Here is a 19,095-nt window from a genome sequence, read left to right as displayed (position 1 = left end):
CGAAGGATCTCATCAGTTAGCTGGCTTTAATGGAGTGTAAAGCATCAAGCACCAAGAGGATGGTTGTCATCCTGAGCGTAGCGAAGGATCTCATCGGCTAGCTGGCTTTAATAGAGTGTAAAGCATCAAGCACCAAGAGGACGACTGTCATCCTGAGCGCAGCGAAGGATCTCACCGGATTCGCTGGCTTTAATGGAGTGCAAAGCATGAAGTACCAAGAGGACGATTGTCATCCTGAGCATCGCGAAGAATCTCACCGATTAGCTGGCTTTAATGGAGTGGGAAAGCTATAAATAGTGCAAATGCCACGTTGTATAACACAGCGTGGCATTTGCTTTTGCTCCTGTTCGTAGCGTCTCGCTACGAACAGGAGCCGGTGACAGGTCCGGGTGTTGTTTCTGATTAAATACTCTTTTGCATTAAATTGGAATAAGTGATTATATTTATTGCTAATCATCCCAAAACAGACTCATGAAAAAAAAGCTCATTACCCTGGCAGCATTATTTGCTGTCTCCTCTTCCGCCCTCTTCGCGCAAAGCGGAAAAGTGATCAAAGACCTGACCACCGGTGTTGTTGATGGTACGACGACTCCTATCGCCTACGGTTCAAATGATGATACCTGGCGCGTAATATGGCCTGCAGGTTCGGGCGGTGGAATAGGTTACAAACCCGCTAAAGTATGCACCGACCTGGGCGGTGTATGGGCTGCGGCCGATTGTGGCCGGTGGATCACCCACCTGCTGGAGTCTGGTACCAATAACCCTTCGATAGCCGGTGTAACCGGTGTTTACGGTTACCAGGCCCATTTCAATATCAATTTTTCCTGCCTGTCCTGGGTTAAGGTAAACTTTACCAAACTGGGCGCAGATAACCGGGCCCGTAACTTCAGGATCAATGGTCACGCGTATACGATAGGGCCGTTGTCCTGGGTTACGGGCAACTGGTTTAATCCCCTGAAAGAAAACATCTCCATCAATATCGACCTGGCGCACCTTGTTGCAGGCGACAATGTGATCGATATCGATGTGAACAATGACGATGCCTATGAGGGCCTGTTTATATGCGGTAATATCACGCAGAACTATTGTCCTTAGGTTATCTTAACCCATAATGCAACATGCCACGCGGTATAGCGTGGCATGTTTTAATTTTAAATTTTAAATTTTGAATGTTGAGTTTATTTATTACTTTATTAAAGCCGGCTAACCGGTGAGATCCTTCGCTGTGCTCCCGATGACAGCATTCCTTCGATACGTGATGCTTTACACGCTGGTAAAGCTAGCTAGCCGATGAGATCCTTCGCGATGCTCAGGATGACATCTAATATCTAACATCTCAATACCAATATCTCAATACTAGCATCTACTTGCCCAGTTTCCCGGCCTCGTACAGTACGCCTTTAAAATACTCTACCTCTTTCAGCAATTGCTTTTTATTGAGGGCGGTCTGTATCTTAGCGATGAGCGAAGTGATGGGCGACAGCACGAAAATGGCTACCATCAGGATGCGTTGGAAGGTTTTGATCACGCCCCTGCGCTCGGGACTGCCCGGACCACCTTTGGCCCTGGCCTTACGCGCCCATTTCGGGAACTGGCTTACACCGCGCTTTTCCAGTACGATCAGGTTGGGACGCAGGTGGATAGCGCCCAGTTGCAGCAGGTCTTTTTGTAAATGATCGATCTTGCCCTGTTTCAGATGCTGCAATACCGGCATGCCATATTTCTGCGCACCGGTGATATCGCTATCCGCTACGCCCGCTGCCGGTAAACGGCCGGAGGCTGCTTTTTGTCCTTTAAACATCCAGCGGATAATGGTAAGCAGCGATACCAGGTTGCCATGTTTATCTTCCAGCACAATATTGCCTACGTGGTTGGCGCCCAACTGCGCCAGTTCGCCTTTTACCTTTTCCTGTGCATTGAGCCACATATTGCGGCAACCTACCACGGTCAGTACCGGTTTGCCTTTCAGCACGCGGGCCCACTCGCTTTTCAGGAAGCTATTAGCCGGGTTGGAAGGCGACAGGAACCAGGGCTGGTAACCGAAAATCACCAGGTCATAATCCTTGGCCGCGAGTTGCGGCATCGGCTGTATATCCGATGGGATCTGCAACACACACTCGGGCATGGCATCGAAAAAGGTAGCTGCACTCCAGGGAAAGGGGAAGGGTTGAACAAGTTTGATCTCGGCAAAGTCTATTTCGGCTTCGCCCTGGATATCTTTTACGAGGTTATTTAAAATATCGCGTAACTGGCCGCTCTGGCTGGCATAAATGGCGAGGATCTTCATGGCTCAAAGATAACTTTATTGGCATCATATCTCCTGTAAATTTCCGGATAAAAATTTCATAGCGACATTACAATATTTTAACTTGCCGGCAGGAAAATACCGCCCAACGTTTTGCCCCAACCCGGTCGTCTTGCATAGCAAGATATGAGCACGAGACCGGAAACCAGCGCAGTATATGAAGCAGAGCACCAGGAGTAACCCGTTTATGAAAGGGCATCCCTTACCCCGGGATTTTAACGAAGCCCTTAAATTTAAAGTATACGACCTTACCGATCAGACCATTTACGGATCGGTACCCACCACCCCACACAAGCACCAGTATTACGAAATCTTCCTGATCGAACAGGGCTCAGGTTCGCACCTGATCGATAATGTGGCCTACAGCTTCGAAGGCCGCAGCGTACACATCGTACAGCCCGGTATGGTGCACCTGCTTACCCGCAGCGCCGATGCGCGGGGTAAACTGGTAATGTTCGGCACGGATATCCTGACCATCGACCACAATAATGTAAGCCATAGCCTGCGCCGCTTCTACGACAACTACCTGGTAGAACCGATCATCAGCCCGGAACCCGATGTATTCGATGAACTACTGGGTATTATACGGCTTATCGAAAGCAGCCGTAATCATTTCGAACAGGTAAAGGATCATAATACCTACCTGCAATCGTTGTTTATCGCGTTCCTGTTGTCGCTTAAACCCTGCCTGGCCAATGGTACGCCCGTACTGATCGGCGATACCGATAATATCTATAATGCCTTCAGCCTGCTGGTCGAAGATTATTATGATAAAGGTATAAGCCTGAAAACCTACGCCGACCGCCTTAATATAACCGAGAAGACGCTGAACCGCATTGTAAAGCGGCATACCGACCGTACGCCGGCGCAGCTGATCAAGGAGCGCATCCTGCTCGAAGCCTGCAGGCTCCTGCATATCTCCGACCTGTCGGTCAAAGAGATCGCGTACCACCTGCAATTCAGCGATTCGGCACACTTTATCCGGGTGTTCCGCCAGAAGTTTAACTGTACGCCACTGGAATACCGCAAGACTGCATAATGTGCAATCAATTGTCCGTTTTATTATAGCAGTACCGGGCCGATCCTGCTATTTTTGGAAAAAAATATTATGAAACGGTCTTTTATTCTTTTCCCGGTAATACTTGCAGGACTTTATCTTTCGCTGAGCAGTAACAGCTCGGGACCAGCATCGGCGGGCAACGGCATCCGCAACGGCGGGCCGGGCTCTAACGGTACCTGTGCGTCCTGCCACGGCGGCGGCGCGGGCACCACTACGATGACTATTGCCCTGAAAGAAAAGGCGAACGGCACCGCTGCAAATGGCAAGTATAAGCCCGGCACGGTATACACCGTTACCATCAGCGGCAACAATACGAACCTCGCCTTTTTTGGATTCCAGCTGACTGCCGCAACTGCCGGCAGCCAACAGGCCGGCACCTTCGGCAACCTGGGATCAGATAAACATGCCGTAACGATAGGCGGATTGCAGGTTGTAGAGCATGGTCATAACCTTTCCAAAACCAATGGCGCTTACCTGGCCGAGTTCGATTGGACCGCACCGGCGGCAGGTACCGGCAATGTTACCTTATACGGTATTATCAATGGTGTGAACGACGATAACGGTATCACCGGCGACAAGGCCAGCGCCCCCGTTACCCTGCCACTTACCGAAGCCACCAATCCTACAAGTGTACAGGATCTTGCTGCAATCAGCGATCTGCGCGTATATCCTAACCCCGCTACGGATCAATTGCACCTGGGCAGCGACCAGGTAACACCGGGTAACTACCAGGTAACCATTTACGATATGACAGGACGGGAAGTATTGCGCCAGGCACAGCAGGCAGGCGCCGGTAAATTGCAGGTGAACCTTGCTATCGGTCATTTACCCGCCGGATCTTATATACTGCATCTCAACGGCAAACAACAAGCCGCTGTGCACACCTTCGTTAAACAATAACCAGTAGCGGACAGAACCAAAACCCGGGGGGCGATCTGTTACAGGTCGCTCCCTTCTTTTTTAGCTTCTTTTTGGGTTTAAAAACCAATAAATTAGCGACCTTTGCCGATTATGCGCTTTCTACTGCCGACTGCAATAGTCGTTCTTTTTATGGCCTCCTGCACGGCTACTACCGAAACCTCGTATAGCGACGTGCAGGTCGATTCTATTGCCAAAGCAAAACTCGATTCCATTAACCTGATGCTGAAGCGCCGTAACGATTCGCTGATCAATGCGGCCGCCATACAGGAAGCCCGCCGCCTCGACTCGCTCGACAAGGGCAAGGCCGTACCGGTAAAGATCGTACCGGTGATCCCGGATAAGCTGCCCAGGCGGGAATATGAAAATATGCCGTCCTTGCCGCCCGCCAGGAAGGACACGGGCCGTTAAAACAGCTTATTTTTTCCAGAGCAGGCAGCCGTCGCCATAACTCAGGAACCGGAAGCCGTGTTCCAGGGCATAGGTGTAGATGTCGCGCCAGGACGGGCCTACCAGTGCAGCAACCAATAACAGTAAGGTGGATTGGGGTTGATGAAAATTAGTGACCATACCGGCTATAACCCGGAAGCTGTAACCCGGTGCAATAATGATCTGCGTACGGGTTACCAGTTTGGATAGCGGTGTGGACTGCAGGTAGTCCAGCAGGGCGCGGAATGCAGTCGTAGCCGGTATGTCCGAAGGATTTTCGTACGGATACCACTGCGGCATCGCAATACCGGCGAAGTCGATGTTTTCTTTACGGATCAGTCTTACGCCAATCCAGTAAAGGCTTTCCAGCGTACGGCAGGAGGTGGTGCCCACAGCTACTACGGGCTTATCCAGGGCAAGGCGGTTCATTACTGTTTCCAGCAAAGGTGCGGTTACTTCGATCCATTCGGCATGCATATCATGTCCTTCCATCGTTTCGCTTTTTACCGGCTTAAAAGTACCGGCGCCTACATGCAGGGTCACGAAAGCCGCGTCTATGGCCTTTTCTGCGAGCGATTGCATTACTTCATCCGTAAAATGCAGGGCTGCCGTCGGTGCGGCCACACTCCCCTCTTCCCGGGCAAATATAGTCTGGTAGCGGTGTTCGTCGGCTTGTTCCGCATCACGGTTCAGGTAAGGGGGCAAGGGCACCTTGCCGGCCTGGTGTAATACTTCTGCAAAGGTGGTATCGCTTGCCGGCCAGTAAAGGTGCAGGATATATACACCTTCGGCCCGTTCATGCAGGGCTGCAAACACTTTGGGAGCATCTGCATGCTCCTGCTCGAGTTCCAGTACCTGTCCTTCTTTCCATTTGGCAGCGCCGCCCACCATGCATTTCCAGTATACTTCACCCTGTTGCAGCATAGCCGTCTGTACGTCGGGGTAACGGTTATCGGGCTCCAGGCAAAATACTTCGATACGGCCGCCAGTAGGTTTGCGGAACAACAGGCGGGCATGGATAACCCGGGTCTGGTTAAAAACCATGAGGGCGCCTTCCGGCAGGAAGCGGTCTATATTGCGGTAAGTATCTTCGGTAAAAGCCTGGTTGCGGTACAGGAGCAAGCGGGACTGGTCGCGCTGTTCGAGCGGGTAACGGGCAATTTTTTCTTCGGGCAGGTCGTATGTAAAATCCCTGATCTGCAGGGCGGAAGGATGCATTATCGGTATGGTATTTTTAAAAAGGCAAATAACGTTATTGGTTCAGGAAAAAGCAGAAGATCTCCTTAGGGCCATGTACACCGGTTACCAGTGTTTTTTCTATATCGGCGGTACGGCTCGGCCCCGTATTGAGGTTGAGCATCGAAGGCAGGTTATCATTGTACTTCTGCTTCATCAGTTTTAAGGCATCGCCGATATCGGGCACTACCTGGTGCGGCTGCAATACCACGATATGTACCGGGAAGTATACGGGCGCCACACGGCCATGGTTCTGTTTGCTGCTGAACAGTAAGCTGCCGGTACGGGCTATAGCGGCCTCGCAGTCGGTAATACAGGCCTCGGCCCGTTCGTGGGCCGGGTTAAATTCTCTTACAAAGGAAAGTTTGTTGTTGACCAGGAAGGAGAACAGCGATTTATGCGCACAAAGCACTTCGGTCCAGTTGCGGCTCTCGGCCAGCAGTTGCAGGTTTTGCAGCAGGTCTTCCTGGCTATTGCAAAACACGAAGTGACCGCCGGAACGGGTAAAGCCCGCAGCAAAAGCCTCTTCGGGCGTTGCTTCTTCAGGCGGCCGGAAAAAGGAGGCGGCCGGTTGCTTATCAACCTCCGGGAATGGCATCGGCACGGCATCTTCCTGTAACGCGGTGCGTACTTTCCGCAATATATTTTCCCGGGCTTTGGAGGTTTTAAAGGTCTGCATATCCTGCTGCTTTTTTTAAAGGGCGATAAGGACCAAAGGTACTATTTTATTATTTCCGGAAACGCGGGTGATGCGTAACCAGCGTCTGGCGCAGGAATGCGCGGTCCATATGGGTATAGATCTCGGTGGTGGTAATACTTTCGTGTCCCAGCATTTCCTGGATCGCGCGCAGGTCGGCGCCACCTTCGATCAGGTGGGTGGCAAAGCTGTGCCGCAGGGTATGCGGGTGTATGTTCTTGCGGATACCGGCCTGCAGCGCGGCTTCTTTAATCATATAAAAAACCATTACCCGCGACAGGCCGCTACCCCGGCGGTTCAGGAACAGGATATCGTCCTGCCCTTTGGCGGGTGTCATTTTATTGCGGACATGTTCGCGGTATAACCGGATATGCCGGGCCGCTTCGTCGCCAATAGGCACCAGCCGTTCTTTATTGCCTTTACCGATCACGCGGATAAAACCTACATCGAGGTAGAGATTGCTAATGGCCAGCGCGATCACCTCGCTTACCCGCAAGCCGGAGCTGTACATGGTTTCCAGTATGGCCCTGTTGCGCTGGCCTTCCGGTTTGCTATGGTCGATGCCGGTAAACAGTTGCTCGACTTCTTCAACACTCAGCACATCCGGTAGCTTACGTTGCAGCTTAGGCGCTTCCAGCAGTTCGGTAGGATCGGCAGTGATGGCTTCCTCCAGCATCAGGTACCGGAAAAAGGCTTTGATGCCGGATAGGATCCTGGCCTGCGATGCCGCTGCCAGGTCTTTTTCATGGATAGAAGCCAGGAACTCCTGCAGCTGCGGCAGGGTCATATCGGGGAATGACAAGGTTGGATAAGTCTTTTCGTAAAACTCCTGCAGCATCGCCACATCCCGGAGGTAAGCGGCAATAGAATTGCGGGAGAGCGACTTTTCCAGTTGCAGGAAGGCCTTGAAACCTTTGATATACGGTGTCCACATCATGATCAGGTACGGTAAGCGGCTTAAAGGTGTTCGTTGCGGATCGTATCGAGCCAGTCGCTCATCTGTAAAGCCTCGGCCTCGCTGATGGTGCGGGCAAACTGCAGGTGGCTTTCGTTGGCCATTTCGTCGCTGGCTTTCAGCAGCTCGGCGCCTTTGGCAGTAAGCATCACGTCGATCATACGGCGGTTCGACGATTTGCTCTCGCGGGTAACGAGGCCTTTCTCGACCAGCTTTTCGAGGATACGCGTAACATTGGAAGTGCGGTGCAGCATGCGTTCCTGGATAGCAAATGCGCTCATAGGCTGTCCCTTCTGCCCGCGGAGAATACGCAATACATTATACTGTGATGTGGTGATGTTGAATACTTTGAGGCTTTTCTGCATCCTGGCCTCGAGCCAGTTACCGGTAAACAAAATATTAAGATAGGCCTTTTGGAAATTATCGGTAAATTGTTGCATCTTTAGTTCATCTTCCAGTTTCATGTCGGTCCGTTATATATGTTTTGAATCAATCGCACTGGGATTGATTTAATAAAAAATAAGAAGCATTACCTGTTGATTAGCGCGGATGGAAACAGGAGAGCCGGTGCTGTTACGGCCCGCCATTTCACTTATAACACATGACGAAAGTAAAACAAATATTCAAAAAATATTGGGAAATCTTAATGGATGCGGGCAACAGCTTCATTAATGACAAAGGGATGAAACTGAGCGGTTCGCTGGCCTACAGCACTATTTTTTCGCTGCCCCCCATGCTATTGCTCATCATTATTTTCGGAGGTACGTTCTATGGCCAGGATGCCCTGCAGGGGCGCATCTTTACCGAGTTAAAAGATATTGTAGGCTCCAATACCGCCCTGCAGATCCAGGACATTATCAAAGGGCTCCAGTTCCAGAAGAACAGTACCATTGCCACGGTAATCGGTACTATAGCCCTGGTGATCGGCGCCACGGGTATCTTCGTGGAGATCCAGGACTCCCTGAATATGATCTGGGGCGTACGGCCCAAGGCCAAAAAAGGTTTTATCAAATTAGTGCTTAACCGGGTCATCTCCTTTTCGATGATCATCGGGCTGGGCTTCCTGCTGATCGTTTCGCTGGTGGTCAATACCCTGCTGCTGGCACTAAGCCGCTGGATACTGGGCAAGTTTCCCGAGCTGCCCTTTAATGCCCTTAACCTGATCAATACCGCCATCATCTTCTTCGTGATCAGCTTCCTGTTTACGGTTATCTTTAAAATGCTGCCGGATGTACGCATCCGCTGGAAACAGGTATGGCCGGGCGCTTTCGTCACCGCAGCCCTCTTCCTGGTGGGCAAGTTCCTGATCGGTGTTTATATCAGCAATACCAATACCGTGAGCCTGTATGGCGCGGCCAGTTCTATTATCGTATTGTTGTTGTGGATCTATTTTTCGGCAGCCATCCTTTATTTCGGCGCGCAGTTTACCCGGGCCTATATCGAGTATCACGGCCGTAAGATAGAGCCCAACAGTTATGCCGAATACAGCGAAAAACGCCTGCTACAGCAATTAAAAGAACAGCATAACCTGTAATACTCCCCGTTTTATTTATGGAATAAAAACAGCCCCACGTCTTGTAACAAAACACAGGATCATGGCTGAATTACAGGTATCCCGTAAAGGAGGCAAAGCGCGTGCCACGCCCCGTATCGATCTTACGCCCATGGTAGACCTGGGTTTCCTGCTCATCACTTTTTTTATGATGACCACCCGGATGAGCGAGCCCAAGGCGCTCGACATCAGTATGCCCTACAAACCGGCTAACGAACACGAGGTAACGGCCTTTTATGCATCTTCGGCTATTACACTGATTCCGGCAGGCGACCACAAAGTTTATTATTACGAAGGATTGCTGGACCCGGCCCTGCCTATGCAAAGCCTGCAAAGTACCGACGAGCCCGCCTTGCGGCGTATATTGCAAAGCAAGCAACAACAGATCGCCAACAGGGCTAATGTAAAGGAACGGCAACTGCAGGTACTGATCAAACCTACGGAAGACGCTACCCTGAACGATATCGTAAGCCTGCTGGACGAAATGCAGTTATTACGCGTAACCTATTATGCCATTACCGATATCACTACCGAAGAGCGCAGGCTGGCAAGCCGGTAAATCCATTATTTTTTGGCCCAGAATACAGGCAGGATGCTCAGCGCGGCGCCGATAATGATCAGGATGCTAAAAGGCAGCAGGATGCCTTCCATACCCTTGCCCCGGAGCAGGACTTCGTTAACCCCTTCGAGACTCCAGTAGAGCGGCGACGCCAGGGCCACCTTACGCATCAGCGCAGGCAGGATCTCTACCGGCACCCATACCCCGCCTATAGCGGAGAATAGTACCACCGAGATCGCGCCGCAGGGCATAGCCTGGTTGGCCGTTTTAAAAACACTGCCGATAAAGTAGCCGAACCCCACCGCAGCAAAGGCGATGGCAAAGGCCATGGGGATGAGGGTAAGCGGGTACGGGCCCAGGTGCAAGGGCGCCAAACCGAACAAGGGCAACAGGTAGATGCCGACCAGGAGCATGACAAAAAACTGCAGCATGCAGACCATAATGTAGAACACGATCTTGCCGAGCCCCACCCTCTTGGTCGCCATGGGGATGAGCTGTATCCGTACGGCGCTGCCTTCGTCGCGCTCCCGGATCATATTGCCCGACAGGGGCACCACGATCAGGAACATGCCGAATATAGCCCATGCGGGTACATTGTGTTGCACCGAATTCGTCAGTACGGGATTCTTCTGGTTGCGGTCGCCCAGGCGCTCTTCCTGTACGGATAATACATTGAGCGAAGCCACGGGCAGGTGTTTGCCGGCCGACACGGTATCGCCGTTCATACGGCTCATACGTTCGAGCAGGATCTCGATCTTGACCTGGGTAAGGTATTGGTTAAGGGCATAGTTGAGCGAACTGCGGAAGGCGGGTTTTACTACCGGATCAAACAGGAGTTGTACCGAGGCGCTGTCTGTAGTGCCGCTTACGGGCAGGGCCGTGCTTAAACCGGCGGAGCCGGCAATCTCGTTGGCCAGCAGGTTCGACACATTTACCAGCGAACGTGTGGCGTTCTCCGGTATTACAATGCCCATCTGGTATTTGCCATCATGCAATTGCTGCTTCAGCAGGGCTTCATCAAGCGGTTTGCCGGCAGCCTCGCGAATCACGACAAAGCTTTTATTCTGCCGCAGTCCTTCGATGATCTTATCGCCTACGGAGCCTTTATCTTTATTGACCACCAGGATCTCAAACTTTACTTCCTGGTATTCTTTATACGGCGCATCCTGTACAATGGCCATCACGATAATGAGGGCGGCAGGCATAATCAGCAGCAACAGCAATCCGGCAGGATCGCGGAGTAAGAGTAATAATTCCTTTCTTAGGGTCGCAAACAAGGTAAAAATGTATTAAATAGCTACGTTCCGGCCAGCCGGCAACGCAAAAAAAGAGTGGTAGCAAAGATACTACCACTCTATCTAAAAAATTATAAACGTTTCATTTATTTGAAGTCGGCATCAGATACCGTTACGTTCGCTTCGGCAGACTGTACGCTCAGCTTCATACCCGGAGGTGTTTGTTCGATGGCGAAAGGAATTTTATAACCTTTACCGTTTTTCACCTCTTTGTAATCGGAGAACAAGGTGGTTTGCGACATTTTCTGGCCACCCATGTCTGATTCGGCAATAGACTTCACGAGTAAGCCGCTGGCTACATCGTAGTATTTGGTGCTCGCCTTGCCTGCTTTCGATTTTTCTTCGATCACGTAAGCGTCTTTGCCATCCACCTGCTCAATACCTTTCAGGTTGTAGGTGGTGCCGAATTTCTCGGGGTGCAGGTCGGCCTGGAGGTCAGCCTGCTGTCCGAATTCTGCAATTTCATCAGCGCCAAGGTCGGCTTTCTGGCCACCGGCTTCCTGGTAACCTTTTGTGCCGTTCATAACTACTTTTTGTACCACCATGCCCATGGCTTCCACGGTCATTTTAAACTTGTCGGGCGAACCTACGGTTTGGGTGATCTTGATTGGTGTGCCCTGCATCTCGGTGCTCATAGCCACTTTCAGCGATTTTACACCTTCTACGGCAGCTTTACCGCCTATGGCGTCTACGTATTTTTTTACGATGCTTTCGGCAGTTACACCGGCAGCTACGGCTTTGGTTTCGGCGGGTTTGATCGGGTTACCATAGTTATCGAAGTAGTTGATCTTGCCATCGGGGCTAAAGCGTTTCAGCTTATCTACTTCTGATTTGTTACCTACCACAACGATATATGCCTTGGAGGGATCGATGTATTTCTGGGCAGTAGCCTTAACATCGGCAGCATTTACGGCGCTCAGGTTTTTCAGGTAGTTTTTGTAATAGTCTTTCGGCATTTTGTAGCGGTCGATATTGATCGCGTACTGTGCAATGGTAGCCGGGTTTTCCAGGCCTATTGCAAAAGTACCTGCCATATAGTTCAGGGTGTTCTGCAGCACTTCGGCGCTTACCGGTGTATTGCGGATATCGTTCATTTCCTTCACCATCTCGTTGATGGAGCTGTCGGTAACTTCGTTACGGCATTTGGCATATACCTGTACATTACCCATTACGTCGTCTACGTCGATAGAGGAGTAAGAGCCATAGGTCCAGGCATGCTTTTCGCGCAGGTTGAGGAACAGGCGGCCTTGTGAGCTACCACCCAGGATCTCGTTTACTACCCTTGTCTTGATCACATCGGGAGTGCCGGGATACAGGGAAACGGGGTAAGTAATACCGATCACGCTTTGTACGGCGCCATCGCGGGGTACGAAATCCACTTCGGTAGCAGCCGGTGCTTTTACCGCAGGATAATTAGCGCGGGCAACATCTCCTTTTTCCCATTTTGCAAAATACTTATTGGCCAGCTCTTTTGCCTGGGCCAGGTTGATATCGCCTACGATGGCCATATAGGCTACATTCGGGCGGAAGTATTTTTTGTAGTAAGCGTTACAATCAGCCAGGGTAATGTTGTTGACCGTTTCGGTACGCACAACTTCGCCATAAGGGTGATTGCTGCCGAAGTTTCTTACCGCAGAAACATTTTTCAGCATTTCGTCGGGTTCGTTTTTGCTGGTTTCCAGGCCGGAGAGTGTTTGCTTTTTCAGCTTGTCGAGTTCGGTCTGCTGGAAGTTGGCATTAACCAGGGCGTCGCTCATCAGGTCGAGCAGTTTATCCTGGTGTTTGGTCAGGGTCTTACCGGTAATGCTCTGGCTGGTCGCGTTGAGGCTGGCGCCGATAGCATCCACCTCTTCGTCGAACTTGTCTTTGCTGCGGGTTTTGGTACCGCTGGTAATCAGTTCGCCTACCAGGGAGTTGGTACCGCTTTTATTGCCTTCCGCTTCGGGATGTATGTCGAGCTGTACGGAATAGGTTACTACCGGCATTTTGTGGTTTTCCACCACGAATACTTTCAGGCCGTTAGGTAAGGTAAAAGACTCTGCATCGCCCAGTTTGATTTCGGGCGCCGGACCGGCTTTCGGACGGATGCTCCTGTCCAGCTTCTGCGCATGCGCTGCTGTAAAAAGCGATAAGGCAACTATGGAAAAGATTATTTTTTTCATTTTGGAATGATAATTTTTGGATGGAAATATTGGGTATAAGCAGTGTGCCTGCCACGATATCCTCTGGCTTATTTGCCTTCTTTAGGTAAATAATGTACCACTAAACAATTCTGATCGCTAAGGTATTTGTCAGCCACACGTTTCAGGTCTTCGCGGGTTATCTTCTGGTAAGTAGCCAGCTCGGTATTGATACGGCCCGTGTTTTTGTAATACGTATAGTTGGTGGCCAGGTTCTCTGCTACACCCAGGATACGTCCGTTTTCAGAAGCGAAATCGTTTTCGGCCTGGTTCTGCAGTTTTTTGAATTCTGCTTCGGAGATCAGTTCGGTCCTTACTTTGGCCACTTCGGCTTTCATGGCTTTTTCCAGTGCATCGGGGGCCACGCCCATATTAGCGATACCAAACATCATAACGATACCCGGATCTTCCAGTGGCAGGGCAAAGGCGCCTACAGCCAGCGCTTTCTGGTCTTTATCCACGATCTGCTTCTGCAGGCGGGAGCTGGCGCCTTGCGACAGCAGCTGGTTGAGCAGTTGCAGGGCATAGAAATCGTCGCTGCCTATTTTAGGCGCGTGGTAAGCCAGGATAACGGCAGGCAGCTGCACGTTGTCGTGGAAGGTTACCCTTTTTTCCTGGGTCTGCTGCGGTTCTACGGCAGTAGGACGCGGAATCGCTTTGGTACCTTTAGGGATAGAAGCGAAATATTTGTTGATCCACTCTTTGGCCTGCTCGGGTTTGATATCGCCCGCAACTACCAGTACCGCGTTATTAGGTACGTAGAATGTTTTGTAGAAGTCCATGAACTCGCTGCTCTTGGCCTGGTCGATGTATTGCTCTTTACCGATCGGCATCCAGTGGTAAGGGTGCACGGTAAAGGCATTTTCGAACACGACGTTCATCAGCTGACCGTAAGGACGGTTATCATAGCTTTGTTTCTTTTCTTCTTTTACAACTTTACGTTGTGTTTCGATACCTACGCTGTCGATCTTGGCGTGCAGCATACGCTCGGCTTCCATCCACAGGCCCAGCTCCAGCTGGTTGGAAGGCAGCTCTTCGAAATAATAGGTACGGTCATGCGAGGTATTGGCATTCAATACACCGCCGTTGGCCTGAACCAGTTTCATGAACTCTCCGCGTTTGATATTTTCGGAACCTTCGAATAACAGGTGCTCGAAAAAGTGTGCGAAGCCGGTACGCTGCGGGTCTTCATTTTTAGATCCAACATGGTACATTACCGATACTGCTACGATCGGGGTCGTATGATCTTCATGCAATACCACGTGCAGACCGTTGGGCAGATCATACTCGGTAAATTTAATACGCCCTTCCTGGGCAGTGGCGGACAAGGCGCCCATAGCCAGCAGAACAGAGCTCAAAATAAAACGTTTCATGAAATTTGATTTTTTATAATTGGCGCAAAGATAAAAGATAAAGGAAATAAGCCGCTCACACCTTAGGGGGGATAAAAAGTTTTTTCGTACTAATTAACCAAACGATTGCCAACAGCGGCTTACAGCGGCAAAACAATACCACAAATAAAAAGGCACTGTACTCCGCAACCAGAGAACAGCGCCTTAAAATACCTGCATACCGTGTCGTAAATTATTTCTGAGTAAGTACATGCACCAGGGCTTGTATACGCTCAGGGCATCCGTATTTATTTCTTGAGGAAGCACAGGACTGCATAGTCAGACAGAACATCGCCCCTACAATAGCAACAGCCCAGATTTTGTGGATTTTTTTCATTTTTTAATACAATTTTAAAAATAAAATATACAAGCTAACTGAGCATTAAAGCCCATCTTTATCTGCCTGCAATAATAAATAAAAATAACGTTTAAAAAAACGTCCGTTATTTTTGCATCAAAATTAATAAAAAAAATATAATGCGCCTACACTTTATTGCGATCGGCGGAGCCATTATGCACCAGCTGGCTATTGCGCTACATAAAAAAGGGTATACGATTACAGGAAGCGACGATGAAATCAACGATCCGGCCCGGACAAACCTCGAACAGCAGGGCTTATTGCCCGCCGCCATGGGCTGGTTTCCCGATAAAATAACCACCGGCCTCGATGGCGTGATCCTGGGTATGCATGCCAAAGGAGATAACCCCGAATTAATACGCGCGCAGGAACTCGGCCTTAAAGTCTACTCCTTCCCCGAATATATTTACGAAGCCGCCAAGGACAAGAAAAGGGTCGTTATTGCCGGCAGTCATGGCAAAACCACCACCACATCGATGATCATGCATGTGCTTAGGGAACATGGCAAGGATTTCGATTACCTGGTAGGCGCAAAGGTGGAGGGTTTCGACCTGTCGGTACGCATCTCCGACGCGCCGGTCATCATTCTCGAAGGCGATGAATACCCCGCCTCCGTGATCGAAAAAAGACCGAAGATCCACTTTTACCATCCCCATATCTCCGTATTGACCGGTATTGCCTGGGATCATGTAAATGTGTTCCCGACCTTTGAAAATTACAAAGAGCAGTTTGCTATTTACCTCCGCGATATGGAACCCGGCAGCGCCCTGGTATACAATGCCGAGGACCGCGACGTGGTGGCCCTGGTGGAGCAGGAAGGCAAAAACCTGCAGCATATTCCCTATGTGACGCCTAATTTTAAGGTCCAGAACGATGCCGTGGTACTGGCTACCGACTCCGGTAACGTAGCGCTGCAGATCTTTGGCGGGCATAACCTGCAGAATATGGAAGCAGCCCGCAAGGTCTGCAACAAGCTGGGCATCGAGGATGCGGACTTCTACCGTTCCATTACCGGTTTTACCGGGGCGGCCCGCCGGCTCGAAAAGATTAAGGAAGCAGAAGGCCTGATCGCTTACCGCGACTTTGCCCATGCCCCTTCCAAACTGAGCGCCACGCTGAGGGCGGTGCGCGAACGTTACCCCGAGCATAAGCTGGTAGCCTGTTTCGAGCTGCATACCTTCAGCAGTCTTAACGAAAGCTTCCTGGGCGAGTATGCGCACAGTATGGACGCCTGCGATGCCGGCGCCGTATTCTTCAGTGCCCATGCCCTGGCGCTTAAAGGCATGCCGCCGCTCGACCCGGAACAGGTAAAACAGCATTTTGCCAACGAAAGCCTGCAGGTATTCCAGGACAAGGACAGCCTGAAACGGTGGATCGATGAAAATACCGATAATGCCGATAAACCTGTATGTTTGCTGCTGATGAGCTCGGGTACCTTCGAGGGCATGACGCTTTAAAAACAAGTTTAAACTGTATAACAATCCTGATTCATAATCATTCTTTAACCTGCTCCCGCAACCTGTGCCGGGATCTATACGAACATGAATAAAATAAGTAAAATACTAGTTGCCAACCGGGGCGAGATCGCCTTACGGGTAATGCGCTCTGCCCGCGAAATGGGCATCCGGACCCTTGCCGTATTTTCGGAAGCCGACCGCGATATGCCCTTTGTACGGTATGCCGACGAAGCGGTATGCATCGGGCCTGCCCCATCGGCGCAGTCTTACCTGCGTGCCGACAAGATTATCGAAGTAGCGAAGCAGTTCGGCGCGGATGCTATCCACCCGGGTTATGGCTTCCTGAGCGAAAATGCATCGTTCTCCAAAGCCGTTACCGATGCCGGCCTGATCTTTATAGGCCCATCGGCCTACTCCATCGAAATTATGGGTAGCAAGATCGGCGCAAAGCAGGCTGCGCTTAAGTTTAATGTACCTATGGTGCCCGGTACCGATACCCCTCTGCAGAGTTATGAAGAAGCCAAAACCGTAGCGGAGAAAGTGGGTTACCCGATCCTGATCAAGGCCTCGGCCGGCGGTGGTGGTAAGGGGATGCGCGTGGTTAATGGTACCGACGAGCTGGAAGAGCAGATGCGGTTGGCCAAAAGCGAAGCCCTGAGCGCCTTTAGCAACGACGATGTATTTATCGAAAAATATGTAGCCTCCCCCAAACATATCGAGATCCAGCTGATGGGCGACCAGCACGGCAATTATGTATACCTGTTCGAACGGGAATGTTCGATACAGCGCCGGCACCAGAAGCTGATCGAAGAGGCGCCCTCCTCCTGCCTTACCAAAGATGTGCGTAAAGCTATGGGCGAATGTGCGGTGGATGTGGCCAGGGCCTGTAAATACTATGGTGCAGGCACGGTAGAGTTCCTGGTAGACGATGACCTGAACTTCTATTTCCTCGAAATGAACACCCGCCTGCAGGTAGAGCATTGCGTTACCGAAATGATCAGCGGCATCGACCTGGTAAAAGAGCAGATCCGTGTAGCCCGCGGCGAAAAACTGTCTTTCAGCCAGGATGACCTGCAGATCCATGGCCACGCCATCGAGTTGCGGGTGTGTGCAGAAGACCCGATGGATAACTTCCTGCCCGATACCGGTACGCTGAACCTGTATGTGCGTCCGCAGGGCGCCGGTGTACGCGTGGATGATGGTTACGAGCAGGGCATGGCGATCCCCATCTTTTACGACCCGATGATCGCCAAACTGGTAGTTTGGGGCCGGGACCGCAACGAAGCCATCGACCGTATGTGCCGCGCCGTGGATGAATATAAGATCCAGGGTATACAAACTACCCTCGCCTTCGGCAAATGGGCCGTACGCCAGCCTGCTTTCGTAGAAGGCAAGTTCGATACAGGTTTTATCGGTAAATATTTCAAACCCGAATACCTGGTACAGGAAACCGAAGCTGAACAGGAAGTAGCCGCCGCACTGGGCAGCGTACTCTGGGATGAAGGCAAAAAAGATATGCAACAGGCCGCGGGCCAGGATGGCAAGGTCTCCAAATGGAAACTGCAAAGAAATTAAAAGCTTTCGACCAGCCGAAACGCAAGCTACCGGGACCTGTTGCCCGGTAGCTTGTTTTTTAGGGGTATACCCCTTTAAAAAATAACAGGAAATAATATGTTTTTGCGATGACAAAATAGCGTATTTTTAATTTACGGTAATGCCCTTACCGGATCTGAAACACACAAACCAGATTTGTATATGAAACGGAATGATGACCTCCCCGACAACAATCCGGAAGATGATGACGAACCCCTCAGCGATGACCCGGATGAGCAGCTGCGCCTCGAAAACGAGTTGCTGAAACTCAAGCTCCAGGCCGAAACCGGCGCCGACCTGTACGAGTTGTCCGAAATGCCGCCCGAAGTTGAAAATGCCTTTCTGAATAATATCCTGGCCTTCGAACGCCAGCTCGACAGTATGGCCGAGGTGCCGATATTCGACATCCTGGGCAAACCCGACGATTTCCCGAACGAGCAGGAACTGAGCGATGCCGACATCGACCGCGAACTGGAACGGCTTAACGACCTGATGCGCGATAAAGGCCTGGAAGTAGGATTCAGCGGGCAATACGACAACCGGCTTAAATATAAATTCATTACCGAAGAGCTCTTCCTGCACGAAACCCAGCAGTTCGATATCCCGGACATGGTGAACCACTTTATGTACGAGGAGTTCCACCCCAACCATAAACTGTCTATTGAAGCCCTGGTACAGGAGTTCCTTGATAGCTGGCTGGCCAAGCAACTGGACCCGGAAACCTGGGTACTGGCCGAAATGCTGCAGGGCAGCGAAAGGCAGTACAGCAAAACGGAGGTGCTTACCCGTATCGATCATATCTTCGATGCCTATCTCGGTTTCGATGCCGGCGCTGCCGAAATTACGCTGACCGCGTTCGAAGAGCATCCCGAAAACCCTGTGGTGCAGGGTACCGGGTATGCGGAGGGCGTGATCAGCTACGATGCCCAGCTGGAAAGCCACGAAACCCTGCATATCAGCGGCGCCTTCCGGCTGGAGGTCGAAATGCGCGAAGGCTATTGGGCCATTTGTGGTATCCGGATGCCGGGATTGACCCTCTGACCCTTACCAGGTAACGGTTTCGTCCTTGATGAGCTGCTGTTGCTTCCGCCAACTTGCTGCCATATGTTT

The 19,095-nt window shown here is 51.0% G+C and carries 17 protein-coding genes; 9 read left to right on the top strand and 8 right to left on the bottom strand.

From position 1 onward, the window contains the following. Positions 1-471: 471 nt before the first annotated feature. Positions 472-1,095 carry a hypothetical protein gene (locus B0I18_RS20785; RefSeq protein ID WP_106524674.1) on the top strand — a complete coding sequence of 208 codons (624 nt, stop codon included), beginning with the start codon at positions 472-474 and terminating at the stop codon, positions 1,093-1,095. 268 nt (positions 1,096-1,363) lie between these two features. On the opposite strand, the gene B0I18_RS20780 is transcribed toward B0I18_RS20785, so the two are convergent. Beyond that, entirely contained in the window at positions 1,364-2,287 is a 924-nt protein-coding gene (locus B0I18_RS20780; protein WP_106524673.1) for an NADPH-dependent FMN reductase family protein, read from the bottom strand. A gap of 175 nt (positions 2,288-2,462) precedes the next feature. On the opposite strand from B0I18_RS20780, the gene B0I18_RS20775 reads away from it, so the two are divergent. The 3 genes from B0I18_RS20775 to B0I18_RS20765 all read left to right on the top strand — a co-directional run bounded on the left by B0I18_RS20775 (position 2,463) and on the right by B0I18_RS20765 (position 4,694). Then, positions 2,463-3,344 (top strand): AraC family transcriptional regulator, encoded by an 882-nt coding sequence (locus B0I18_RS20775; protein WP_106524672.1) that lies wholly within the window; start codon positions 2,463-2,465, stop codon positions 3,342-3,344. A gap of 69 nt (positions 3,345-3,413) precedes the next feature. Beyond that, entirely contained in the window at positions 3,414-4,265 is an 852-nt protein-coding gene (locus tag B0I18_RS20770; RefSeq protein WP_106524671.1) for a choice-of-anchor V domain-containing protein, read from the top strand. Between the two features lie 111 nt (positions 4,266-4,376). After that, positions 4,377-4,694 (top strand): hypothetical protein, encoded by a 318-nt coding sequence (locus B0I18_RS20765; RefSeq protein ID WP_146146824.1) that lies wholly within the window; start codon positions 4,377-4,379, stop codon positions 4,692-4,694. A gap of 6 nt (positions 4,695-4,700) precedes the next feature. Here the strand turns inward: B0I18_RS20765 and B0I18_RS20760 are convergent, their stop codons facing one another. Genes B0I18_RS20760 through B0I18_RS20745 form a run of 4 tightly spaced genes read right to left on the bottom strand, consistent with a single transcriptional unit; the run spans position 4,701 to position 8,064 of the window. Next, on the bottom strand, positions 4,701-5,930 hold the full coding sequence (locus tag B0I18_RS20760) for an S-adenosylmethionine:tRNA ribosyltransferase-isomerase (protein ID WP_106524669.1): 1,230 nt from the start codon (positions 5,928-5,930) through the stop codon (positions 4,701-4,703). 34 nt (positions 5,931-5,964) lie between these two features. Beyond that, positions 5,965-6,627, bottom strand: a complete 663-nt coding sequence (locus B0I18_RS20755) for a LutC/YkgG family protein (RefSeq protein WP_106524668.1) — start codon at positions 6,625-6,627, stop codon at positions 5,965-5,967. Between the two features lie 49 nt (positions 6,628-6,676). Next, a complete protein-coding gene (gene xerD, locus B0I18_RS20750) occupies positions 6,677-7,582 on the bottom strand; it encodes a site-specific tyrosine recombinase XerD (protein ID WP_245882129.1) in 906 nt (301 codons plus the stop codon). A 20-nt stretch (positions 7,583-7,602) separates the two neighbouring features. Further along, the gene (locus B0I18_RS20745) at positions 7,603-8,064 is read right to left on the bottom strand and encodes a MarR family winged helix-turn-helix transcriptional regulator (RefSeq protein WP_106524666.1); all 462 of its coding nucleotides are present in this window, start codon (positions 8,062-8,064) and stop codon (positions 7,603-7,605) included. Positions 8,065-8,201: 137 nt separating this feature from the next. Between B0I18_RS20745 and B0I18_RS20740 the strand changes: the two genes are divergently transcribed. Both B0I18_RS20740 and B0I18_RS20735 read left to right on the top strand, forming a co-directional pair. Then, positions 8,202-9,134, top strand: coding sequence for a YihY/virulence factor BrkB family protein (locus B0I18_RS20740; protein WP_106524665.1), 933 nt, complete (start codon positions 8,202-8,204; stop codon positions 9,132-9,134). A gap of 61 nt (positions 9,135-9,195) precedes the next feature. Beyond that, positions 9,196-9,711 (top strand): ExbD/TolR family protein, encoded by a 516-nt coding sequence (locus B0I18_RS20735; RefSeq protein WP_106524664.1) that lies wholly within the window; start codon positions 9,196-9,198, stop codon positions 9,709-9,711. 5 nt (positions 9,712-9,716) lie between these two features. Here the strand turns inward: B0I18_RS20735 and B0I18_RS20730 are convergent, their stop codons facing one another. From B0I18_RS20730 to B0I18_RS20720, 3 genes are all read right to left on the bottom strand, one after another. Beyond that, positions 9,717-10,988, bottom strand: coding sequence for an ABC transporter permease (locus tag B0I18_RS20730; RefSeq protein ID WP_181358561.1), 1,272 nt, complete (start codon positions 10,986-10,988; stop codon positions 9,717-9,719). Positions 10,989-11,092: 104 nt separating this feature from the next. Continuing rightward, the gene (locus B0I18_RS20725) at positions 11,093-13,168 is read right to left on the bottom strand and encodes an insulinase family protein (RefSeq protein WP_106524662.1); all 2,076 of its coding nucleotides are present in this window, start codon (positions 13,166-13,168) and stop codon (positions 11,093-11,095) included. Between the two features lie 68 nt (positions 13,169-13,236). Further along, positions 13,237-14,559, bottom strand: coding sequence for a M16 family metallopeptidase (locus tag B0I18_RS20720; RefSeq protein ID WP_106524661.1), 1,323 nt, complete (start codon positions 14,557-14,559; stop codon positions 13,237-13,239). Between the two features lie 495 nt (positions 14,560-15,054). Here B0I18_RS20720 and B0I18_RS20715 point away from each other — a divergent pair, with 495 nt between their 5' ends. The 3 genes from B0I18_RS20715 (at position 15,055) to B0I18_RS20705 (ending at position 19,026) form a co-directional block, all read left to right on the top strand. Beyond that, the gene (locus B0I18_RS20715; protein ID WP_106524660.1) at positions 15,055-16,392 is read left to right on the top strand and encodes a UDP-N-acetylmuramate--L-alanine ligase; all 1,338 of its coding nucleotides are present in this window, start codon (positions 15,055-15,057) and stop codon (positions 16,390-16,392) included. Positions 16,393-16,476: 84 nt separating this feature from the next. Next, the gene (gene accC / locus B0I18_RS20710) at positions 16,477-17,967 is read left to right on the top strand and encodes an acetyl-CoA carboxylase biotin carboxylase subunit (RefSeq protein WP_106524659.1); all 1,491 of its coding nucleotides are present in this window, start codon (positions 16,477-16,479) and stop codon (positions 17,965-17,967) included. 180 nt (positions 17,968-18,147) lie between these two features. Next, the gene (locus tag B0I18_RS20705) at positions 18,148-19,026 is read left to right on the top strand and encodes a hypothetical protein (RefSeq protein WP_106524658.1); all 879 of its coding nucleotides are present in this window, start codon (positions 18,148-18,150) and stop codon (positions 19,024-19,026) included. Positions 19,027-19,095: the final 69 nt, after the last annotated feature.

The organism is Taibaiella chishuiensis (assembly GCF_003014535.1).
Lineage (GTDB): Bacteria > Bacteroidota > Bacteroidia > Chitinophagales > Chitinophagaceae > Taibaiella > Taibaiella chishuiensis.
The sequence above is the reverse complement of the archived record's forward strand: the minus strand, read 5'-3'. Positions and strand labels throughout refer to the sequence as shown.